We start from the raw sequence: 21,908 nt of genomic DNA, 5'->3' as shown, positions 1-21,908 counted from the left end.
CGTATGTTCTCCTCTAATGCCTGCAGAACGCTTCGCTATTATCCTTTTACACTCCCCATGACGATTCCTTTAATGAACAGCTTCTGCAAGAACGGATACACCACCAGGATGGGAAAGGCCGCTACGAAAATTTGCGCCGCTCTGCTCGTTCGGTCGGACAGCTTAAGCATCAATTCGGCATTCTCCGCTTTAATGAAGCGGAAATCCATCTTGATAATGACCGTCTGTAAAAACGTTTGCAGCGGATAATTTTCAGTATGATTCATATACAGCATTCCGTCAAACCAGCTGTTCCAATGACCGACCATCGTGAACAGTCCCGTCGTGGCCAAGGCAGGCAAGGAAAGCGGCACGTAAATTTTCCATAAAGTCGTAAAATGGCCTGCGCCGTCGATCCGCGACGATTCCTCCAGCTCCTTCGGCAAATTGCGATAGAAATTCAGCAGCAGGATGACATTGAACACCGGAACGGCTGTCGGCAAGACCAACGCCCAGATGCTGTCGATCAAGTTCAGCGATTTTATCGTGAGAAAAGTGGGAATCAGACCGCCGCTGAACAGGATCGTAAAGACGAAGAACCAGGCGTAAAACGTTCGCAGCCGGAATTGCCGAGGCTCCTTGGACAACGGATAGGCCGTCAGAATCGTCAAAAACATGCTGAGGGTCGTTCCAAGCACGACGCGCTGGACCGATACCCAGAACGCCCGCAAATATTCGGGCTTGCCGAACACGTTATTATAGGCGGCCGTCGTGAACTCGATCGGCCACAGCGTAACCTTGCCGGCCGCGGCAGCCGTGCCGGAGCTGAACGAAATCGCCAAAATATGAATAATCGGCATCAGGCACAGGAACGACAGAAGCGCCAGGAAGATGTAATTGCACGCGATAAATAGTTTGCGGCCCAAGGATGTCTTTATCGCCACGGTAGGCCTCCTTTCTGATAACGGACGAAGCTTAGCTTAGAAAATCCGGTAATTCGCTACGCGATAGGCGAGTACATAGGAAATGGCGATCAAGATGAACGATACGACGGATTTCAATAGACCTACTGCCGTGGCGAAGCCGAATTGCGCCTGCTGCACCCCCATGCGATAGACGAAGGTATCGATAATGTCTGCGCTTTCATAGACCGGCGGGCTGTACAGGTTGAAGATTTGCTCGAAGCCGGCATTGAGGACGTTCCCGATATTCAGCGTCAGCATCAGGATGACGATCGGCATCATACCAGGCAGCGTAATATGGAAGGTCTGCTTCCACCGCCCCGCGCCGTCGATTTCCGCCGCTTCATAGAGCGACGGGTTGATGTTGGTTAGCGCCGCCAGATACACAATCGTGCCGAAGCCGAACTCCTTCCATACATCCGACAGCACCATCGCATACGGAAACCAGGCGTTGCTTCCCAAGAAGAAGATAGGCTGGATACCGAGTAATCCGAGAAATTGATTGAGAATGCCGGACGATGGAGACAATACGTCGACCAAGATCCCGCTTAACAGCACCCACGATAAAAAGTGGGGCAAGTAGACGAGCGTCTGGAACGTTCGCTTGATCCATTCTCTCCGCAGCTCGTTCAGCAGAATGGCCACCGTGATCGGCACGACCAGACCGGCGATAATTTTCATTACGGCAATATAGACGGTATTGAAGAAAATACGCCCGATATCGGGATAATCGATCAATAATTGAAAGTTTTTCATCCCGATGAAGGGTGAGCCGAACAAGCCTCTGTTCGGGATATATTTCTGGAAAGCCATGATGAGGCCCGCCATGGGAACATAGCTGAATATCACCACCAGCACGATTCCCGGAATCAGCATCATATGCAGAGGCCACTCCCGCCTCCATATCCGTATCAGTCCATTCACGCCATTCACCTCGCGTATGCCTAAGGATGTTGTTGCGGTACCATGAAAAAAAGAGGGAGGGACGGTGTACGCCCGATCCCTCGATTCGCCCGGATAGCCGTTATTTCTTCGTTTTGTACCACTCGTTCACTTCTTTGGTCATGGCATCGCCGCCAAGCTTCTTCCATTCTTCCACGAATTTATCGAATTCATCGACCGATACTTGATTCATAATGATTTTAAAATAGACCTCGTCCCGCTTCTTGAGCAAAATCTCCTGTCTTTCGGCCATGGTTGGCGTCGGCGCGCCATAAAATTTGTTTTGCAGGTACTGCTTGTTCTTCTGGATAGACGGAATAAGCGAATACACGCCATTCGGACCGGAAATCAGGTATTCCCACCACATGCTCGTATCGCCGTTCACGTACTTCATCGCACGCTCATATCGCGTTTTCTGGTCCTTCGACTCCAGAATACCCGTATCCTTGTTGGCAATCGCTTTAGGCAGCACCTCGCCGTTGTTGTCGATTTGCTTGCCGACGCGCAGCGGATTGATCAGCCAATAATTGTTGCCCTTCTCTTTGCGGTCTTTGCCGAACTCGTACACCTTCTGCTCTTCGGTCGGGTGGTTATCGACGGCGATCCATTGGTTCAGCAGCTTGATGACGCCTTCCGGATGCTTCGCTTTCTTGGAGACGACGTAATATTCATCCACGCCCAGTCCGATTTGCGATAAGGCCGGGTTGCTGTCCACCGTCGGAATCGGGAACGCGCCCCATTCCTGCACCACTTTTCCGTCCTTCACGGCGCCTTTGACGAGCTGGGCCGGCGTCCACGATGCGCCATAGACCATCCCGATGCCGTTGCTGTAGATGAGCTCAGCCTCTTTCTCGGCATCCTTCACCGCAAATTCGGGATCGATCAACCCTTTCTTGAACATGTCCTGCAATGCGGCCAGCGCCTGCTTCACCTGCGGCTGAATATCGCTGTTGACCAGCCCGCCCTTGCCATCCTCGATCCAAATATTTTCATAGGCATGGTATCCGTTGAGGAAAGCCCGTAATCCCGTAACTCCAGTTTCAATATTAAAAGGATTTTTGCTGATCGCGAGTCCGTACGGCTTCCCCGTACCGCCGGGATCTTTGGTTTTAAAAGCCTCGGCGATCGTCATCATGTCTGCCATCGTCTTCGGCTCGGGCAAATTCAGCTTCTTCAGCCAGTCCGTACGGACATATAGGAACTGGTAATTGTACGGATTATAGGTGTTCGGAATCGCCATCAGTTTATTGTCGAACATGGCCGTCTTCATCTGCATGCCGCCGTCCATCGTCAGATACTTCTTCGTTTCGTCCGTGGCATACTTGTCGTACACTTCCGTCAGGTCCATGATCATATCCGCTTCGGTCAGCTCTTTCAACTGCGTCGCGTTTACCGGGAAGAAGTCCGGAAGATCGCCGGATGCGATCGTGATTTTGACCTTTTCCTTGAATTGGCTCGTATCGGCTACCCACTTGTTGGTCACTTTGACGCCAATGTCTTTTTCGTACGCATCATACACGGCGTTCTTGGTAAAGTTCTCGCCTTCGTCGAACTTCAGATATTGATCGCTTGGCGAAACCGTCGAAACCTCAATCACACCGTTTCCTTGGCCGGACGCTGCGTTATCCGCTTTGTTTTCCGATTCGTTTGCGTTGTTGCTGCATGCCGTAACCGCCAAGCTCATCGCCAATGCGGCGAACGAAAGCGTCTTCGTTGTCTTCTTCATGCTACCCCTCCAACTTATGTTACAAGTCTCGGTTGTCTTCCTTAAGTATGGATAATGCCACCTTCATAGTTCAAGTATAGGCAGGGGACGCGCCTTCAACCATATACTACTCTTTACTTTCGTATACACCTCTTGACGTGGCCGTGCCATATACGGAAGCAAACAAGTAAACAATTGTATACAAAAGTCATAACTTATCTCTTTGAAAATAGACCCCGATTACTTATTCTTACAGTAAGAAGATTCCTGCGCGCGTCAAGCGTTGACCGCGAAGGAATCGTCAGGAAAGGAGGCTCTGCCGCATGAATGGACCCGAGGCTTGAACGAAACGTCTCCTGTAAGCTGGATTCGAACGTAATCTATTCAGAGCTTGATGCTGCATTAACTCAACGTTGGAAGGAGCGGGATTTATGGGATTGAAAATAAAATGGACAGCCGTCGTCATGACCGCCGTCATGATGTTATCACAGATCTCGGCCGTGCAAGCGGAAGAGGCGAAGCCCAAGGAACGTAACCTCGCTTTAGGGTTGAATTATACATGGTCGCAAGCGCCGGAGGCGGCCCATCCGGATACTAACCGGAAGCTGACGGACGGAAAATATGGCGCATTGGATATGTCGGACCCCGCGTGGGTAGGACATGTGCAGAAGAAGACGCGCGAGGTCGTGTTCGATCTGGGCGAGCGAAAGTCGATCTCGAAAGTTAAAGCGCATTTCTTGCAGGATTGGCCGACGAACTCGATCCTTGTGCCGTTGTCGGTGTCGATGTATGCCTCCGACGACAGCCAAAATTGGGGAGCGCTTTCACACAAAGCTACCCAGCTTCTCTGGGGAGACGGGCCTCCAAGACAAGAAACCTTCGAGTGGGACGGAAGCCGGGACGGCATCCAAAGCGACAAAACCGTTACGGGGATGGTTTACACCCGCTATGTGAAAGTTACCTTCCCGATGCATACCCGGGCGTGGAGCCTCATCGATGAAGTCGAGATTTGGGGCACGGATGGAAAAGTAGCAGGAGCGGTAACGGTTCCTCCCGATCAAGTGGGCTTCTTAAAGCCGGGAGAAGCGACAGCCGGCATCAACCACTTGGGCTTGCTGTACAACGGGCATTACAAGGATAATCTGGGCGATTGGACGAAAGAACGGATCATTCCCAACATCAGCTATGTGAATCAGGCCGGACAGCCGGTGGATCGGCTGTTTGACGGCGTGCTGTTTCTCGGTCTGACCTCGCCGGCCGGCCGGGGCTACGATGGAAAAGCCAATCTCGAGGATTGGCAATGGTATCTGAATAAGACCTTCGCCGCAACCGGCGACATGCAGCAGCTTAACGAAGCGACTAAAGAAGTCGGGGCCAAGCTGGGGCAGCCGGATTATAAGGAAAAGGTCGTCCTGATGATTCCGGACCCGGGAGAGTACTTGAACGATTTTGGCGTCGTGAACGGAGAGTCTTTAAGCTTTAACGCTTCGACGGTCGGGGAAGCGAAGGCGTTCGCCAACCGGGAAAAAGCGATCCAATGGTGGCTCGATCAAGTGAAGCAAAAATGGGAAGCGGCTCGGTACTCCAATCTGGAGCTTGTCGGCATGTACTGGCTGGAAGAGCAGATCAGCACTAGCGCGAAAGGGCCGGATTTGCTTCGTTCGACGAGTGCCAAGGTTCATAACAACGGTCTGAAGTTTTTCTGGATTCCGCATTTCTTGGCTTACAAGAGCTTTATGTGGAAGGATGTCGGTATTGATGCCGTCAATTTCCAGCCGAACTATTTCTTCGAGGAAATGGGCTATGACCGTCTGGAAGATGCCGCAAACACCGCCAAGCGGTACGGGATGTCCAACGAGCTGGAGTTCGATGATCGCATGCTGACGGATAGCGTCTTCCGCGACCGGTATATCGATTATTTGAACAGCGGTGTAGAAACAGGTCTGATGCAGGAGGGCTTCAAAGCGTATTACCAAGGCAACAATGCCGTATATAATACGGCGGTGAGCGCCGACCCGATCAACCGGGTGATGTACGACTGGCTGTATCAATTCGTCAAAGGGACGTATGTCAAAAACACAGCCGTCGCTCCGGAAGCCGAAGTGCAGATGAACGGGAAAACAATTCAAAACAAAGCCCTCGTGCCGGATACGGAGCCTGTTCAGTTTGCATGGAAAAGCAATGACGGCAGCGGGCTGACCAAGGTCACCGCTACGTTTGACGGCAAGCCTTATACGGCAGGAACCGTCATGAATCTGGCGGGCAAGCTTGGAAAGCATGAGTTGATCGTTACCGTGATTACGGCGGGCAAATCCCGGAAAACTTCTTACGTGATCGAAGCATCCACCAGCGCAGCAGCCATGAAACAATTAGCCGACCGTTTCGCGGCGGAAAACCAGATCACGAATGCCAAAGCGGCTCGCGCGCTCATCAAAGATCTGGAAATGATGACCCACCTCGAAGGGTCCAATCCAACGAAGTTTATCGATTTTCTGAAAGTATTTAACGCCCGGCTGGACCGTGTGAAGGAAGAGCATATGATTACCGATACGGCGTACAATACGCTCAAGGAAGGCGTCTATTACCTGATCGGGAATTTGGCGGAAAATAAAAAGGCCGAAGCCTCTTCGGTGGAAGGCGATAAGCCCGGCTATGCCGCAGAGAAAGCGGTCGACGGCTCCCCCGTTACGAGATGGGCGAGCGAATACAGGGACAATACGTGGTTCCAGGTCGATCTCGGTGCGCCGACAGACATCGATACGGTGAGAATGGATTGGGAATACGCCCGGGCGAAAACGTTCCGGTTGCTTGTTTCGAACGACAAGCAGAATTGGACCAACGTGACGCAGGAAAATGGCGGCATGATTACGGCAACGGACGGGAAACAAACGGTGCATTTTAACCCGGTCCAAGCCAAATACGTGAAGTTCCAAGGCATTCAAAGAGCAACGGATTACGGATACTCCTTCTATGAGTTTGGCGTATACAGCCTTTCCGGAGCTAAAAAGTTAGCGTCGTTCGACGAGTAGGAAACGTAATGTAGGGGGCGCGCTCCCCTTCCCTTTAGATTTTTTTCTGTGCAAAAACGGCTCTTGGTCGCATTCTTGCGGCAAGGGCCTTTCTTAACCCAACCAAAATATTTCCTTTTGTCGTATAAGTCTTAAGATGCGATCACGAGCATGAAACTGAGAACGGTGTAATCGGAACGCATGCAGATTCTTTCTTTGCTCCAATGTCGATAAGGAAAGGGCGCGTACATTTCGAGTATTTAATCTTACTGGCGGCACAAAGGGTCCCTTAAATGACGGCCATTTCGGAAAGTGAATCAAGTAGCTCGATTTACAATAATCGTTTTAGGTTTTACTTTTTTAAGAAGGTGTGTAACATCTTAACCAAAATAAATATAAATCATCATTTGTCCGGTCATATCGTTTTCCGAAAGCATAAGCTATGCAAGCAGAACTGAAAATCGTGAAAGGGGGGGTTGAAGAAGTGAAGGTCTTGATGTTAATTGATCGCCTTAAAACCGGGGGGACCGAGAGACATGTCTTGTCCTTGTCAAAATTTTTGCTTACTAAAGGTATTCGGGTTGGGATTGTAACAAAAGGAGGCCCGCTAACCTCTGCTGCACGAAAAATGGGGATATCCGTGCATATACTACCCATGCAAAAAGAAAAGTTGATGAAGCAGGTACAAGGCTTATACAAGATTGTTAACCGAAACAAGTACGGCATTATTCATGCTAATACTAGACTTAGATTGGCCAATCGTTTTCAACGCGCGCATCCTGGCATTCCCCTTATAGTTACAGTGCATAGTACCTACGAACCAAAGAATGATCTAAGAGCTTCCGTCGTTTCCTCCAAAAAAATCGTTTCGGTTTCACCGGGGCTGTCACAATGGTTACGGAAGAGAGGAATCCCTGCGTATAAAATTCAACTTATTCCGAACGGAATCAATACTAAGCAGTTTCAGGCCAAGCAGCCTAAAAAAAGATGGAGAAAAGCCCTCGGCTTGCCACAAGATGCTCGGCTTTTAGTCTATGCCTCAAGGTTCGAAAGGGATAAATATCCGATAGCCCAAAAAGTCATCTTGGCTGTTGAAAAGGTTGCGCGAAGCAACAAAAAGTTTGCGGCAGTGTTATATGGTCCAGGTCCTTTTCGACGACAGCTTTCACAGTTGGCCCAGAAAGTGAACCAACGTCTTGGACGAAGAGTTATTCTTGTTAAGGGACCACTGGCTTCGATTCAAAATGCTTTTTATGCAGCAGATATCGTCGTAGGAACTGGTCGTGTCGCGCTTGAAGCAATGGCATGCGCCAGACCGGTTATCGCAGCTGGAGTGTCCGGATATTGCGGGATCGTTAGACCCGGTTCCATTGCTATGATGAAAAGTTATAATTTTGGTGACCATGGCTCCATGATATCTCTCAATGCAAACAGACTTGTGAACGATATAAATTTCCTCCTGAAACGCCCACAACGACTACGGATATTAGGTGAATTCGGTTCGAAAATGATAAGGAGGGATTTCTCGATAAGTAAAGTAGGGGGACGGTATATAGTACTTTACCGAAAATTTACAAAAAAGGCATAATGATGATCGCAGCAGACCGGAGGCACATTACACAAGAATGGAGCAGCAGGCCGCGGCAGCTGCTCATTTTGATTTATTCAACGATTGGGCAGGATAACATGGAAAATATGGAACAGCGAAAACCCACCGCGTAAGGTTGGCAGCCTAACGGTGGGTTTCGCATGTCTTTGCCGTTGCAGCGGTAAAGACTCTTTTTATTTTTTGCCGAAAAAAGCTTACTTATCGATCAGATTGGTTGTCTTAAGCAATCTTGCAATCAATGCCGTCACTTCAGCACGCGTCATATTCGACTGCGGGCTCAGAAGCTGCGGCCCGTTGCCTTGCACAATTCCCGCCTCAATCATCAGAGCGATATCCTCTCTCGCCCAAGCAGATACCTTTTTCGCATCTTCATACTTCGCCAGCAGAGCATCGGTCTGCTCCTGACTCAGCGCGGCCTTCGTCTCGATCAATTTGTAAGCTCGGGCAATCATCGCCATGCCCTGTTCTCTCGTGATTTGACGGTCGCCGTAGAAGTTACCGTCCTCGTAACCGCGCACGATATCGAACTCGTTCGCAATCGCTACAGAGCTGCGGTACCAAGCGGAATCCGAAACGTCAGGGAACTTGTTCTGCGGTGCATTTTGACGTTTCAAACCGAGACCGGTCACGACAATCTCCGAGAACTCGGATCGCGTTACGTTGCGATCCGGCGAAAACGTATTGTTCCCGGTTCCGGCAAGGTCGAGTCTCGCCGCAATATTGTTCACGTCGGCTTTGCCCCAATGGCTCTTCACGTCATCGAAATCTTGCGGATTCCAGATGACCGAGTAGGAGCCGTTGCTGCGTAAGTCTTTAATGAATGCATAATAACGGCTATTGATTTTCGTTACAACCGTCGGCACATGGAACACGCTGCCGTCCGGATTAACGATAACGCCTGTCGTAATGCGGTTCGGATCGATGCCTTCCGGCAGCGCGATGTACTTCGCCGCGTATCCGTTCAATTGCCCCGCTCTTACCATCTTGCCGTCATGCGAGAAAGTCATATCCAGATCGACCGGAGTGACCAGCAGCTCGTAGCCTTCCGCTGCCGCTTTGCTCTTGGCGTTATTAATTAACGTGTCAGAAGAACGTGCGATATCGATATGAACCGCAATATCGCCGAGCGCCGCGTTGCCCAACTGCTTGGACACTGCGCTCAAATCCATTTTTCCGCCTGGAACTGGGTAGATCGCCAGCGGGTTGCTGATTTCGAGGCCTGCTCCCTTATCGGCAAGCTGCTTCACAGCTCCTGCCGTCAATCCGTCTACCTTCATATCGCCATCTTTCGAGGAATGAATCGCCAGCTTCTGTCCGTTCCCTTGCGACAAGGCTTTGTTCAGCTTGTCCAAATCCACTTGAACCGAAGTCACCTTGCGGTCTCCCGAGGTGGATTCTTTCCCCGTTGCAAACGTATCGTCTTTGCCGTTCACCGAGGTTTCGATTCCCGAGCCACTCGGTGTTGTCGAACCTCCCGACGAAGACGAGCCTGTAGAGGTTGAAGGCGTTGTGGTGCTTCCGCCGCTGCTGCTATCCGAGTCTCCGCTGTCGCTAGATTCTCTTGTAATCGTCAACGTATATTCCGTTACTTTGCCTTTGGCATCCGTAACCTTTACAACAATCGTGTTCGTTCCTACATTTAAAGGCAGATTACCGCTTGTTGTTCCGCTAGGAACTTGCTGCCAAGGGCCATTATTAACCGAGACTTCAATCTTGGCGTTCGGATCAAGCGGCAACGAGCTTACCGTCACGCTGTAAACGCTATTCGTTACGGAAGCCGTATACTTGGTCGTGCTTCCATTGAAGGCCGGCGACAACCCGATCGGCGTTCCGTTCCAGCTATTGAGCTGCAGTCCCGTCAAGGAGGATTGATCTGCGGTGTTAACCGTCAGTCCTTTGCTTACGGTGCTGGACTTCCCATCCTTCGTAGCCGTTACTTTCACCGTGTAGTTGCCATCGGCCAAATTGACTTCCGGTGTGTAGCTCCAGTTACCATACGTGTCGGCCGTAACCGTCCCTGTAATCCCATCCGCAATGTTGACCGTAACCTGAGAGCCTGGCGCTGCTGTTCCTTTGAATGCCGGCTTAGACACCGTTACTGTCCCGCTGGCCGGCTCCGTGATTTCCAATGCCGGCTCTCCGACCGAAGTCCGAATCGTGGTGGCTGGGCTAACGGCAGACGCCATCTGCGTCGCTGTCGCTTTTACCCGCGTCACAAACGTATAGTCGGTGCCTGGTGTCAGTCCGTTAAAGGTTGGGCTATCCTGCCAAGTTAACCCGCCGTCCATACTGTATTCCTGACCGCTGACTGGTTGCAGGGTAATGCTCGCAGGCGTCACGCTGCTTGCTACTGGCGCACTCGGTGCGGCCGGTCCATCCCCTTTCGTAACCACTGCCGTTGCCATACTCGTTACGCTGCCTACCGCATGCGTACCATCGGCGGTGACCGTCAGGGTGATGGTCGCGCCCAGATCATCTGCGGTTAACGTGTAGCTTGAACCCGTCGCATTCGTGATGGCGACTCCGTTTCGGTACCACTGGTAGGTCGGCACATTACCTGTCGTGTCTGGCGTATACGTGATTCCCGTTACGTTCGCCGTTAACGTCTGACCCGCCTTGGCAATGCCATCGATCGTTACGCTACCTCCCATTACTGGAAGAAGTTTGATATCTTTTGTGGTAGTGATGATGTTACTAATGACACCGGAATTATACTCGACAATAACTCCCGGATCTTTATATGCGCTAGAGCCACCGTGTGTGTTATTTACGCCTAAGTAACGTACTGTAGTATTATTGGTGTCTAGCAGAAGTGTAAGATGGACGTAGTCGGTTCCATTAAAGTAATAATAAGGCGGTGACTCAAGATTTGTATGCAGACCATTGTTTGATACATAATGTGTCGCGCTATCACTAGAAGTGCTCCAACTAGGAGCTGTAGTTTTAGTAGCGCCAATAAAGCTTATAAAGTACCAGCCTCCTGTAAAGGGACTCTTAAATTCTTTAAACATACTGGCAATCGCTAACATTTCTGCAGCACCCGCATCACCTGCTGCTGGTTCTAGAAGATGTCCTTTATTGTTCGTTGCAGCAGTCACAGCATCGTAAAAAGTCATGCTACTCTGTCTTGCCACATATACAAAATGGCGTCCATTGTAGGTACGCACAGAGGTTTTTCCATCAGTCAATGGTGCCCCTGGCGTTACATTTATTGTGACACTTTGGGTTTGCCCTGAAACTTGTGTAAATGTCATATTTCGAATTACAGCTTGAATATCTTCATAAGTATTGCCACTTGAAAAATTGAACACTCTATTCGTAGGTGTAGATTTGTCAGAAACAACGCCACTAATTTTTATGCCATTCGTTAACTCCGTAATACCGCTTGAAAGAGCTCCAACATCAATTGAGCCACTATTTACCGCCACAGTAAAGTATCCGCCTTTTGCATCAACGACGCCTGTGCTTCCAAATGCAGCATTTGGCAGCTGATAGGTTACTTCGGTTACTTTAACAGGAATACCAAGATCAAGTATTGGTGTTGCCGCTGCTCTTACTTCTAATGGATGAAAAGGGATCATCGTCAATACCATGATGATTGCCATTAGTAAAGATAACATTCTTCGATTTGTTAATTTCATCTTTTGTTCATTCCTGCTGGCGAAAGCATATAGAAATTCTATATTCGCAGATTTCTTTCTGTTCAGCAGGTTTTCTCCCTTCTTTTTAATTAATTTGTCGACTGCTTCTAACTCGAGCGCCTCTGCTTTCGCTTGAGTTACTCTGATGAGTTTTACCATTCAAATCAAATTTGTCCTGCCGTCTGCATCTAAAGGGTCCCCTGAGCCAGCGGCGACGCTTCGCCAATCAAATCAGGTGCGCGTTCCTACGGCACACTACCAGCCTCCTTTTTATTGAATCGCCAAAAAAAACATCCAAAAGCGGGCATACGCGACAGATACTCACTACAGCTCGGAATTGTGCATTACGGCTTGGAAAGTTCACCGATGCAAACGTTATTTCGAGAGCTATCTACTAGTTTACCAACTCAACCTAAACAAAACCTAGACAACTCATCCTGGGTCTGTTCAATATATCCGCATGAAAGCCGATATAAGAATTGTGAAAGCAATTACAAGAACCGACTGTCAAGGAGGACGCTCCTGTGAAAGCCATATTGGTTGACGATGAACATTTGGCATTAATAGGACTTAAAAAAGCGATTGAGCGTGAAGCAAGCGAGGTCGAGATCGTTGCCTCCTATTCCTATTCTACCGAGGTCATGGCAGGCGTATTGGCTCATCGCCCCGATGTTGTGTTTCTTGATATCCATATGCCGGATATTAACGGCCTGAATCTGGGGAAGCAGATCCAGGCGGTCGTTCCCGGTACCGAAATCGTATTTGTGACCAGTTACGACAAATATGCTGTGCAAGCTTTTGAGCTTTACGCCTTGGACTATATTGTGAAGCCGCTGCAAAAGGAGCGTCTACGCCAAACGATCCTGCGGATAAAAGAGAAATTGGCTATCAGAGCCACCAGGAAAACACAGGACGCGACTTCCCCCATGATTTGCTGCTTTAATCAAATCCAGTTTAAGCTGCCCGGCATGGACGCCCAGAACGTGAAATGGCGCACAAGCAAGGCGCAAGAATTGTTTGCCTATTTGCTCCATCATCGGGACCGGACCATCAATCGAAGCGTTTTGCTCGAACTGCTATGGCCGGAGCTGGAAGAGACTAAGGCAGCGCAGCATCTCTACACAACGATTTATCAAGTACGTCAAACCTTGAAAAATTACAACATGGATACGGTTTCCATAAACAGCGGTAGTTTGGAGGCAGGGTACAAGCTAGACATCGGGGAAGCTCGGGTAGACACAGAGGAATGGGAATATGCCATGAGGCAGTTAGGTGTCCTGGATGCAGGTACAGTTGACGCCTATGAGCATGTGTTGAATATGTACAAGGGGGACTATCTGGGAAAATACGATTACCTCTGGGCCGAACATGAACGGGAACGGTTTCGATTGCTGTGGTTATACCATATGCGAAAGTTATGTGAGTTCTACGAGCAGCAAAAAAAACCGAAAAAAGCCATTCAAGTCCATCTCCGTATTCAACAATTGCTTCCGGACGAGGAGGGAAGCTATTTCTCACTGATGAAGCTTTATGATGGGATTGGCGACAGGATCGGTGTGGAAGAGCAATATTTGCTCTTGAGAACGAAAATGGAACGGGATTTGGAGATTCCGATGAGTCCTGACATTAAGGATTGGTATACACGTTGGAAATTCGTGAGCCTTACTTCCTAAACCCGCCACTTCGAGTTTCACATGGAAGCCCCCCGGCGCCGCGCAGGCTTCGGTCCGGTGGGCTTTGATAAATTTTAAGTCGCGGAAGCGAATGCTTTCAGCTTTTCCAGCAATTGCTTCGTTGCCGCATCCTTAAACGTAAGCACATCGCTTGTCCTGCCAATCATGCCTTGCCGGATTCGATCGTCCAGCCAGTCCGTGATAAAGCCGGGAGCATACCCCCCCGTGCTGAACGACCCGCCAAAAGCGATCATTTTGCTATAATCCTTCAAATATTGTTCACGGCTTGTATTGGGGTAAGACTTGGTGTACAGCCAAAACTGCAGGTCATACATCAACGTAGAGAGCTCGTCCGCATGAAAGGCAAAGTATCCTTTTTCCTCTACAATTCGGGTACAAATTGCACGGATGATCTCCTCCATGTTGTCGACCTCGGTGACACGGGCACACAGCTCCGATAGCAGCGGGGAAAATTCCTCATGGGCCACCTTCCGCAAAGCCTCATACTTCCCTTCCTCCGAGGTATCATAGACATCGTGATGCACCAAGCTCCGGACAAAGACCTCGAAGCTTTCGGCCAAAAACGTAATTTCATAATCGCATTCCTGGTCGACATGGACCACCTCAGGCTCTCCATGTCTGCCGCATTTCCGATAATCCAGCATCACGACATCGTGACCTGCCGAGGGGCAATCGCAAATGACCACGCCAATATCGGGATAGCCCCATTCTTCAATCATAAACTTACTGCCAAATTCCGCGCAGAGCGAATAAGGCTTTTCACGCCCGATTCCCAAGATCCCCGTAATCGCAATATGGTCTTCCGCCCAAGACGTCGCTTCCTCCGTAGGGAAGCAAGTGTTGACTGGCACACCGCCGTTATGCAATTTCATCATGGCAATGTAAGAGGCCGGCAATTTGTAGCCCAGCTCTTGTTCGATCGAAGCTATAAGCTCGTCTGTAGGCGGCTCGCTGACATATTGTTTTAGCGCGTAGTCGCTATCGTCCCAAAAGCTCGTCAAGTCAAACCCTTCAAAGGGGATTTTTCCCGCCCCATACTTTCTTCCTTGCTCGTTCCGGGCCTGTAGGGCCAGCGACTGCTTGCGTTTGCGGTTCATTACGGCGAGACCATGACGGCTCTCTACTAAAAACGACAGCGTGGCCCGGTCCTTGGGAGCCAGTTGATCCGCGATTTCGAATTCTCTTACGGCATCCTCGTATTGTTCCAGATAGTAGTAGGCATAGCCCGCGCGGAAATGCCACAAAGGGTCGCTGCCGCCTTGCTTCTCAATCGTCAAAAGCTGCTGCAGCGCTTCCTCGTAACGTTCCAGATTGTTCATGGCTCTAGCCAAATGACTGATTACATCATAATCGCGGTCCTGTTCAGGAATCTCCAGAATCCGAGCGATGATTTGTTCAAATTCATCTTCTTCATGCCAGAGGTTTAGCTGCTCCAATAGGCTTTTATCCATATTCATCCTCTTCTCGTTAGTAAGGTACATGGTCTACAGGTACCAATTGAAAATAAACCTACAGAAGCGCGCCGAAGTAAAATTCCAGCGCCTCCCGGGAGTACCGGTCACTTCCCTGCCACTCCGCAACGGAGTTAAAATCGTGGCTCCCTCCCCGAAGCTTGCGGGGCGTATCCTGCTGCGCCAGCAATCCGGCATATCCCCATATTTCCATCGTTACGTCCCGCTCCTGCTTGCTTGAAGGAAACGCATCCTTCCAGCGCTTCTCCAGCTGCCGGGCACCTTCATGCTCCGCACAGTCCTGAATCGCTTCGGTCATTCGGCGGAGCATGGCAGTATCCTCCTCGGCAACCTCGAACACTTCTTCTTCCTTGCTGAACAATTCGAGATCCAGCCAGCAATACAGAAGCTGGTTCAAGCGGACGCCTCCCCATTTGACCCGCTCGAAATTCAGCACGTTCAAATCCGCATGGACATAATCCCGGTCTGCCATGAGGCCATGGAAATTGCAATCCCCGCAGCTGCTGTAATTCGGCCGTACCGCACTCCGCTGTCCGTAGGTATGTAGAGGCAATTGGGACGTCAGGGCCCAGCTCGACAGAGCGCTCCGCAGATAAACTTTTTTCGTAGACAGACTGTGCAGGAACGCAGCGGTTACCCGTTCTTTGGTCGTCTTTTGATGCAATTCGTGCAGCCGTTCGACCAATTCATCATGCGTAATCGTGATGGGATCGAACATCAGCCCTTTGCTTTTGGCATACAGGAAATCCTCGCCGGCAAAGGTATACGGCCGACCCTTCCAACCGCCGGACGACCAGAACGTGTTCATAAGTATTTTTTTCGCTTTTTTATCCACGTTTTTTCTCCAAATGAATTTCTCGTTGTAATAAAAACAACGGAAGTCCCAACGAAACGCCCACGGTTACTGTCCCAACGATCGGTACCCATAACCATTTCATTCCTTGGCGACCCCCTTCATATATGATAAAGGCGATTAAGACCGCTGCCGAAACCGCGACATCCAGCCATGCGAATGCGCCGATACGGGTCTGCCCTGCTTCTCTTATCAATAAAGAAAGGTTAGGGCCATGCTCGCTAACCCACGGTATGAACTGGGAATAGGGCAGTATGGTTCCGAGCAAAGCTAAAATACCGTACACGAATTTCAACCGCTTCACCTCCATGTCAGATATGAGTTCTCCCATATCATAGCACATTTTGGAAAAGTGTTGGCTACTCTTGCTTCAGGTTCAACCAGATGACCGAAACGACAATCATCACGCTGCCTGCGATAAATTTGGCCGTAATCTCAATTGGGAAAAAGGGATACGAATACAAAAACACAATGACGGGATTCAGCGACCGGATCAGATTGGCTACCGAGAATTTGATGTATTTAATGCTTTCATAGAACAAGATAATGCCTAGAAAGCCGCTGCAAAATGCCGCAATCACAATGAACAACAAGCTTTCTCCGGCGAAAAAAGCCTTATAATCTCCCCGAGCAATCCATATAAACGCGCCGATCAACAAGGTAGAAATGATCTGGTTGTAAAATAAAATAATGGAGGAATCGACCCGATCCACCAGCTTCTTCGCCAGCAAATTGGTTAACGCAAACAAAAAGGTATACAGCAGCCCCAGTATAATTCCCATCATATTATTGTTCGACGATCCCGTGTTCACGACCAGAAAGGAACCTAAGATACAGATGACGATCGGAACATAGCTCGACGATTTAATTTTTTCACGGAGGATGAATACGGCCAAGGCCAGCGAAAAAATAATATAAAACCGGCCGATTAAGCCAAAAGCGATCGGTCCCAGCATAAACAAGCTGAAATATTGGCACACGACGCCGATGGAGTTGGTGACCCCCAGCAGATAGATTCTTTTGTCGTTGACGAATGTCAGGCTTTTTTTTCTAATCCCTAAAAATAGCAAGCAGAATAAAGCGGAAAACAGACTGCTGTAAAAGCTGGCGACCATCGGGTCGATCGACGACAGAGAGAACATATTGGTCAGCGGCGAGAGGCTCATCACCAGAACGGAAGCAACGCTGAGTAGAACGCCTTTAACTTTCATAACCATGTTCCTTGATATGGCTGAAGATCGATTTGTAAATTCCGTCTGTAAACGACAGTTCCTCTTCGCTTGGCAGCGTTGTCGATAATCGGACTTCCGTCGTTTCGGAGAATGCGGGAATATCCTCGAAATACAAGACTTCCGCGGCGGAAATAATCACGTTCTCATGGTTGGCCAATGTATAGTAGCCTACAACCTGTATATCTTCGATAATGGCTCCGGCTTCTTCCCAGGCCTCTCTCTTGGCAACCTCCAGAATCGTTTCGCCGTCTTCCTTCTTTCCCCCTGTAAACTCCCACTTTCTTTTTTTGTTTTTCACGAAAACAAATTGATCTTTATAATGTAAAACAACCAAAACATACTGATAGCTCTCAGGACATTGGTTGTAATGAATTTCCATGTCGTCGATTATCATGACCTTCACCTTCTTATCGTTTTTAAGCGAGCATCAAGCGTTTCTCTATTGCTTCTTCTTCAGGTGAAGAAATAAATATCTGCCGCTCTGTTTATTGAATTTGTGAATCACATTATCCAGCAAGGTCCAGACGCCCTTATCTCCGACGCACGGAACGACTTTGCAGCACAGCACATCGAATTTGCCGTCCAGAAATTGATAGATTTCCTTTACGGTCATCTCCTTCTGAAAGCCATAGTTCCACAGGTTTAGCTTCTCATACCATTGACGCTGCCACTTAAAAATCGAATTCGCATGGGACCAGACCATGATGGCTTCCCCGGAGCTTTCCAAATGGTCGAACAACGTCTGCAGGCCTGTCTCATAATTATGAATATGCTCCAGCACGCTGAACGCCATAATAAAATCATGTTGTTCGGCATGATCCGTCATCGGAACATTCAAGTCATGCTGCTTAAAGCTGACATGGCTGTAATTCGCCAGATTTTCTTTGGACTTGAGCAGCGCATCTTCCGAATAATCGTATAATCTCACGCTTTCAATACTGGGGTAACGGTTGATCAATTCCAACGTCATATAGCCCCCGCCCGCCCCGAAATCACCGACTTTTTTATATTTATGAAAGTTGACTCCCAGGCTTTCGTAGATATTAAATTTTTTCAGCGCCTTATTGTTCCTTACTTTCTCCAATGCGTAGTTATCTTTTTTCCATACGACATTCCACACCTTTTCCATACTTGGAATCACCCTCCAATTTTTTCTATCTGCATTATAGCCTTAGCCATGGAAGGTGTATATAGCAAATGTAGTAGATTTATGTCGATTTTGTAATTTTATGCTCTTTTTCATTTATTAGTTAAAACATAGTTTATTTTAAGTGAATTAATTTGAATAAGGCGCGATCTGAGAAAAACAAAAAGGATGCTTCCCCATAGGAAGCACCCCTATCACCGTTCGGTTATATCGCCTCATAAGTTCGATTGTTCAGCCGCATTCATCTCCAAATCATCACTCTGATTTACCCTTTCCTCGTAGTGGTCCCCCCATTCTTTCATTAGCAAAATAATCGGTTCCAGCGTTCTCCCAAACTCCGTTAACGAATACTCTACCTTAGGCGGTACTTGATTATATATCTTTCGTGTAACAATACCTTCTCGTTCAAGATCTCTCAATTGGAGCGTAAGGGTATGATGAGTGACTTGGGGGTATATCCTTCGGAGCTCATTGAACCGCTTTGTCCCGCTCAGCAGATGATAAATAATGACCCCCTTCCATTTTCCGCCGATAACACCCAAGGTTGTTTCAACCGGACATTTTTTTATTGGACTTAGCATATAGAACATCCCTTCTAGGTATGGTTTCTGATACTTAATATTATTTATTTGCGTACTTTTAGTATATTACTTATTAAAATATAATGAAATAGCTGGCAGCAATGAATATGAGAAGGGATGATAGAATTTGAGTACAAAGCCAGAAACGATGAAAGCAGTCGGTTATTATAAGTATTTACCAATCGAACATCCGGAGAGTCTGTTAGATCTTGAGGTGCCCAAGCCTTCCCCACAAGGACGCGATATTCTCGTTGAAGTAAAAGCCATCTCGGTCAACCCGGCCGATCCGATCGTACGCGCCTACGATAATAAAGTTGGAGAGCCTCCTTATATCCTTGGTTGGGATGTAGCTGGAGTTGTCCAGCAAGTCGGACCGGAATGCACGATTTTTCATCCGGGGGACGAGGTATTTTATGCAGGGAGCCTCATTCGGCCGGGAGGTAACAGCGAATTTCATTTGGTGGACGAGCGGATCGTCGGAAGAAAGCCGTCGACACTGGATTTTGCCAATGCCGCATCCTTGCCGTTAACAACGATTACGGCTTGGGAGAGTCTTTTTGATCGGCTTCTCATTTCCCAGTCTCCTGAAGCAAACCGGAACAAATCGATTCTGATGATCGGCGCCGCGGGAGGCGTAGGCTCCATCGCCTTGCAGCTTGCCAAGCTGGCTGGACTTACCGTCATCGGAACGGCTTCCCGACCTGAATCGGTTCAATGGGTGAAGGAGCTGGGAGCGGATTTTGTGATTAATCATTATGAGCCCTTCCTCCCGCAATTGCAGAAGATCGGCTTCGACCATGTCGATTATATCTTCTGCATGAACAATACGGATCAACATTGGAATAACATGACAGAAGTTATTGCTCCGCAAGGGAAAATCTGTCTCATCGTGGAAAATGAAGCACCCATTGCACTAGGCTTGTTGAAGAGCAAGAGCGTTACGGTGGTCTGGGAGACGATGTTTACGAGATCGACTTTTCAGACCGAGGACATCGAAGAACAGCATCGTTTGTTGAATCGGTTAGCGGAGCTTGTCGATGAGAGAAAAATCCGCACCGCGGTTACTGAGCGGATGTCGCCAATTAACGCTGCGAACTTGAAGCTTGCCCATGCCAAGATCGAATCTGGACAAGCCATCGGCAAAATCGTATTGGAGCATTTCAGTTAAGCTATCTGGACCAGCATGGCGGCTTGGACAATCTACACCGGCCGCCATGTTGGTTAACTGCCTTCCAGAAAACGAATTAGTCGCTTACTTTCCAAACTTCCGAATAATGGGTATATGGAGTTTATGAAGAGTTTTATTGACATAAAAAAAGCATTCTGCTTTGTGCAGAATGCCTCAAGGTATGGATGTTAATTGTTCAAAATGTTATTCTGTTCCATGGTCAAGCAGCTTGATTACCGCGCCATCACTTGGACCTGGCACAAAAGACCCGATTGTACCAAATAGCCCCAAGGCGATAACCAGGGCCAGGAAATAAGCCTTCATTCTAAATACACCTCCTCTCTCACGCCCATGGCTGACCGATACATTTTCAATTGCTGAGCCGAGGCCCGTTCTCGATAAGATTCAAATAACGTGACGCATTGAAAACCATCTTCATACTTTTTCATATCGTTGGCTAAGGAAAGACAATGTAATGTCTCATCAAGTCCCTCTCGAATTCGGCCATGCCTGAACTCATAAATAGCTTTATGATACCTGTATCGAAGATGTCGTTCTGAAAGAATCGGATCATGATTAAATAAATCGAAACGTGCAATAGAGCCAGAAAAACGCGCCAGCACATGATCAACATTGAACTCATATGTATTCGCTGACGCAATGATAGCATTCAATCCGGCCACAACGTCGTTTAATCGGTTAAGGCCTGCTAGATAGTCGGCATATTCATTAATAATGCCTTTGTTTCCAGACAATACTTCAAGCGTGTATAAATTCGCTTTCCCCCAAATCTTAAACTGTTCCACTTCTTTTTGGCCAGATTCATCGAGAGGATCTGGCCATTCTAAATTCATGTAATTAAGCACATATTCTTTTGCTCGGTCATATACCCCTCGTCTTTCCAACACAGCTCCTTTATACAAGAGTCCCTTACCGTAATAATACACGGGATGCCGTTTAGGCGCTACCTCTTCATCGCCGCATAGAACAGTACTTAGCTCCACCAGCTCGCCCGCATATTCTTCAACCTCGCTCCACTTTTTCAATGAATAACAAACTCGCGCTAATTGGTACAACGCGTCCAAACGATAACTCTCCGGCAACCGGTTTCGAAACGGATCAAATCGGATAACGGCCTTCCAATTCTTTTCCGCATCCGTACCTTGCGTGACCGTAAATAACCTATAGTGACTCATCACCAGCATTTCGGAAAAGCTGTCTTTGACGTTCTCCACAACAATTTCATAAAAGCGTTCCGATTCTTTTTGTTTTCCCTTATTGAATAGCTTCTCTGCCGCAGCAAAGATGATTTGCACGTTTTTTGGGTTATCAAGAATTTTAGATACGACCGCATCAATACAATCGTTTCTGCCAACCTCGGCACTTCGTACCAAATACGGAACTAACCGCGGCCGGGACAATTTATCTTCGGAGATACATTCTTCCGTGTACAGCTCATACAACCATCCGGGCACCTTTCCGAAAACTTTGGCCAGGGCATCCAGTTGGTTGATCGTCATTGATCGGGAAATGCCATTCAAGGCCATGCTTAGATTGCCTGTATTAATCCCAGAGAGTTCCGCCAATTGATTGATATTATAACCATGCAGCTTCATTTGGTCTTCAATTTCCCAACGCAAAGAGCGATTAACGACCCGCACGAAAAAACCAACCTCCCCTAAGAATATAAAACAATATTCCATAACAATAAAATAAAAAATTTACATTTGTTAAAATGACAAGATTGATGTTTACATATAGTAAAAACTCGATCCTTCTATACCCTTCGGCCACTCTTGAAAGATCTAGCTGTTTTTGCATAGGATGGAGGTTGCGAAAGGGGCATCACGAAAAAATTAACCTTTGGTGAATCTATCGAAACGATAGACGGCAGCCATTCTAAAATGCCCAGAAA

The 21,908-nt window shown here is 48.3% G+C and carries 16 protein-coding genes; 4 read left to right on the top strand and 12 right to left on the bottom strand.

The features are described 5' to 3' along the window. Nucleotides 1-38 precede the first annotated feature (38 nt). The 3 genes from PEL01S_RS25725 to PEL01S_RS25715 all read right to left on the bottom strand — a co-directional run bounded on the left by PEL01S_RS25725 (nucleotide 39) and on the right by PEL01S_RS25715 (nucleotide 3,609). Nucleotides 39-923, bottom strand: a complete 885-nt coding sequence (locus PEL01S_RS25725; protein ID WP_174807006.1) for a carbohydrate ABC transporter permease — start codon at nucleotides 921-923, stop codon at nucleotides 39-41. Between the two features lie 36 nt (nucleotides 924-959). Then, the gene (locus tag PEL01S_RS25720; protein WP_063185464.1) at nucleotides 960-1,820 is read right to left on the bottom strand and encodes an ABC transporter permease; all 861 of its coding nucleotides are present in this window, start codon (nucleotides 1,818-1,820) and stop codon (nucleotides 960-962) included. Nucleotides 1,821-1,965: 145 nt separating this feature from the next. Then, nucleotides 1,966-3,609, bottom strand: a complete 1,644-nt coding sequence (locus PEL01S_RS25715; RefSeq protein ID WP_127462261.1) for an extracellular solute-binding protein — start codon at nucleotides 3,607-3,609, stop codon at nucleotides 1,966-1,968. A gap of 410 nt (nucleotides 3,610-4,019) precedes the next feature. Between PEL01S_RS25715 and PEL01S_RS25710 the strand changes: the two genes are divergently transcribed. Together PEL01S_RS25710 and PEL01S_RS25705 are read left to right on the top strand one after the other, a co-directional pair. Continuing rightward, the gene (locus PEL01S_RS25710; protein ID WP_127462259.1) at nucleotides 4,020-6,617 is read left to right on the top strand and encodes a DUF4855 domain-containing protein; all 2,598 of its coding nucleotides are present in this window, start codon (nucleotides 4,020-4,022) and stop codon (nucleotides 6,615-6,617) included. Nucleotides 6,618-7,038: 421 nt separating this feature from the next. Further along, nucleotides 7,039-8,184, top strand: a complete 1,146-nt coding sequence (locus PEL01S_RS25705) for a glycosyltransferase (RefSeq protein ID WP_127462257.1) — start codon at nucleotides 7,039-7,041, stop codon at nucleotides 8,182-8,184. A gap of 215 nt (nucleotides 8,185-8,399) precedes the next feature. Here PEL01S_RS25705 and PEL01S_RS25700 read toward each other — a convergent pair whose 3' ends face one another. After that, the gene (locus PEL01S_RS25700; RefSeq protein ID WP_163767655.1) at nucleotides 8,400-10,856 is read right to left on the bottom strand and encodes an S-layer homology domain-containing protein; all 2,457 of its coding nucleotides are present in this window, start codon (nucleotides 10,854-10,856) and stop codon (nucleotides 8,400-8,402) included. 1,514 nt (nucleotides 10,857-12,370) lie between these two features. On the opposite strand from PEL01S_RS25700, the gene PEL01S_RS25695 reads away from it, so the two are divergent. Continuing rightward, nucleotides 12,371-13,519, top strand: coding sequence for a response regulator (locus tag PEL01S_RS25695; RefSeq protein WP_127462253.1), 1,149 nt, complete (start codon nucleotides 12,371-12,373; stop codon nucleotides 13,517-13,519). A 74-nt stretch (nucleotides 13,520-13,593) separates the two neighbouring features. Here the strand turns inward: PEL01S_RS25695 and PEL01S_RS25690 are convergent, their stop codons facing one another. From PEL01S_RS25690 to PEL01S_RS25660, 7 genes are all read right to left on the bottom strand, one after another. Continuing rightward, nucleotides 13,594-14,991, bottom strand: coding sequence for an SMI1/KNR4 family protein (locus tag PEL01S_RS25690; RefSeq protein ID WP_127462251.1), 1,398 nt, complete (start codon nucleotides 14,989-14,991; stop codon nucleotides 13,594-13,596). A gap of 58 nt (nucleotides 14,992-15,049) precedes the next feature. Then, nucleotides 15,050-15,847: a hypothetical protein gene (locus tag PEL01S_RS25685; RefSeq protein WP_127462250.1), complete on the bottom strand. Its 798-nt coding sequence runs from the start codon at nucleotides 15,845-15,847 to the stop codon at nucleotides 15,050-15,052. After that, on the bottom strand, nucleotides 15,840-16,151 hold the full coding sequence (locus PEL01S_RS25680; RefSeq protein WP_255320164.1) for a DUF2834 domain-containing protein: 312 nt from the start codon (nucleotides 16,149-16,151) through the stop codon (nucleotides 15,840-15,842). The genes PEL01S_RS25685 and PEL01S_RS25680 overlap by 8 nt, the downstream gene beginning before the upstream one ends. Before the next feature lie 73 nt (nucleotides 16,152-16,224). Further along, entirely contained in the window at nucleotides 16,225-17,076 is an 852-nt protein-coding gene (locus PEL01S_RS25675) for a DMT family transporter (protein ID WP_163767652.1), read from the bottom strand. Continuing rightward, entirely contained in the window at nucleotides 17,066-17,491 is a 426-nt protein-coding gene (locus PEL01S_RS25670; RefSeq protein ID WP_127462245.1) for an NUDIX domain-containing protein, read from the bottom strand. The genes PEL01S_RS25675 and PEL01S_RS25670 overlap by 11 nt, the downstream gene beginning before the upstream one ends. Before the next feature lie 45 nt (nucleotides 17,492-17,536). Continuing rightward, nucleotides 17,537-18,226, bottom strand: a complete 690-nt coding sequence (locus PEL01S_RS25665; RefSeq protein ID WP_127462244.1) for a class I SAM-dependent methyltransferase — start codon at nucleotides 18,224-18,226, stop codon at nucleotides 17,537-17,539. Nucleotides 18,227-18,459: 233 nt separating this feature from the next. Beyond that, a complete protein-coding gene (locus PEL01S_RS25660) occupies nucleotides 18,460-18,834 on the bottom strand; it encodes a winged helix-turn-helix transcriptional regulator (RefSeq protein ID WP_239551138.1) in 375 nt (124 codons plus the stop codon). A gap of 139 nt (nucleotides 18,835-18,973) precedes the next feature. Between PEL01S_RS25660 and PEL01S_RS25655 the strand changes: the two genes are divergently transcribed. Beyond that, nucleotides 18,974-19,993 (top strand): zinc-binding alcohol dehydrogenase family protein, encoded by a 1,020-nt coding sequence (locus PEL01S_RS25655; protein WP_127462276.1) that lies wholly within the window; start codon nucleotides 18,974-18,976, stop codon nucleotides 19,991-19,993. A gap of 320 nt (nucleotides 19,994-20,313) precedes the next feature. Here PEL01S_RS25655 and PEL01S_RS25650 read toward each other — a convergent pair whose 3' ends face one another. After that, the gene (locus tag PEL01S_RS25650; RefSeq protein WP_127462242.1) at nucleotides 20,314-21,654 is read right to left on the bottom strand and encodes a helix-turn-helix domain-containing protein; all 1,341 of its coding nucleotides are present in this window, start codon (nucleotides 21,652-21,654) and stop codon (nucleotides 20,314-20,316) included. Nucleotides 21,655-21,908: the final 254 nt, after the last annotated feature.

This window comes from Paenibacillus elgii NBRC 100335 (genome assembly GCF_004000865.1).
GTDB lineage: Bacteria > Bacillota > Bacilli > Paenibacillales > NBRC-103111 > Paenibacillus_G > Paenibacillus_G elgii.
The sequence above is the reverse complement of the archived record's forward strand: the minus strand, read 5'-3'. Positions and strand labels throughout refer to the sequence as shown.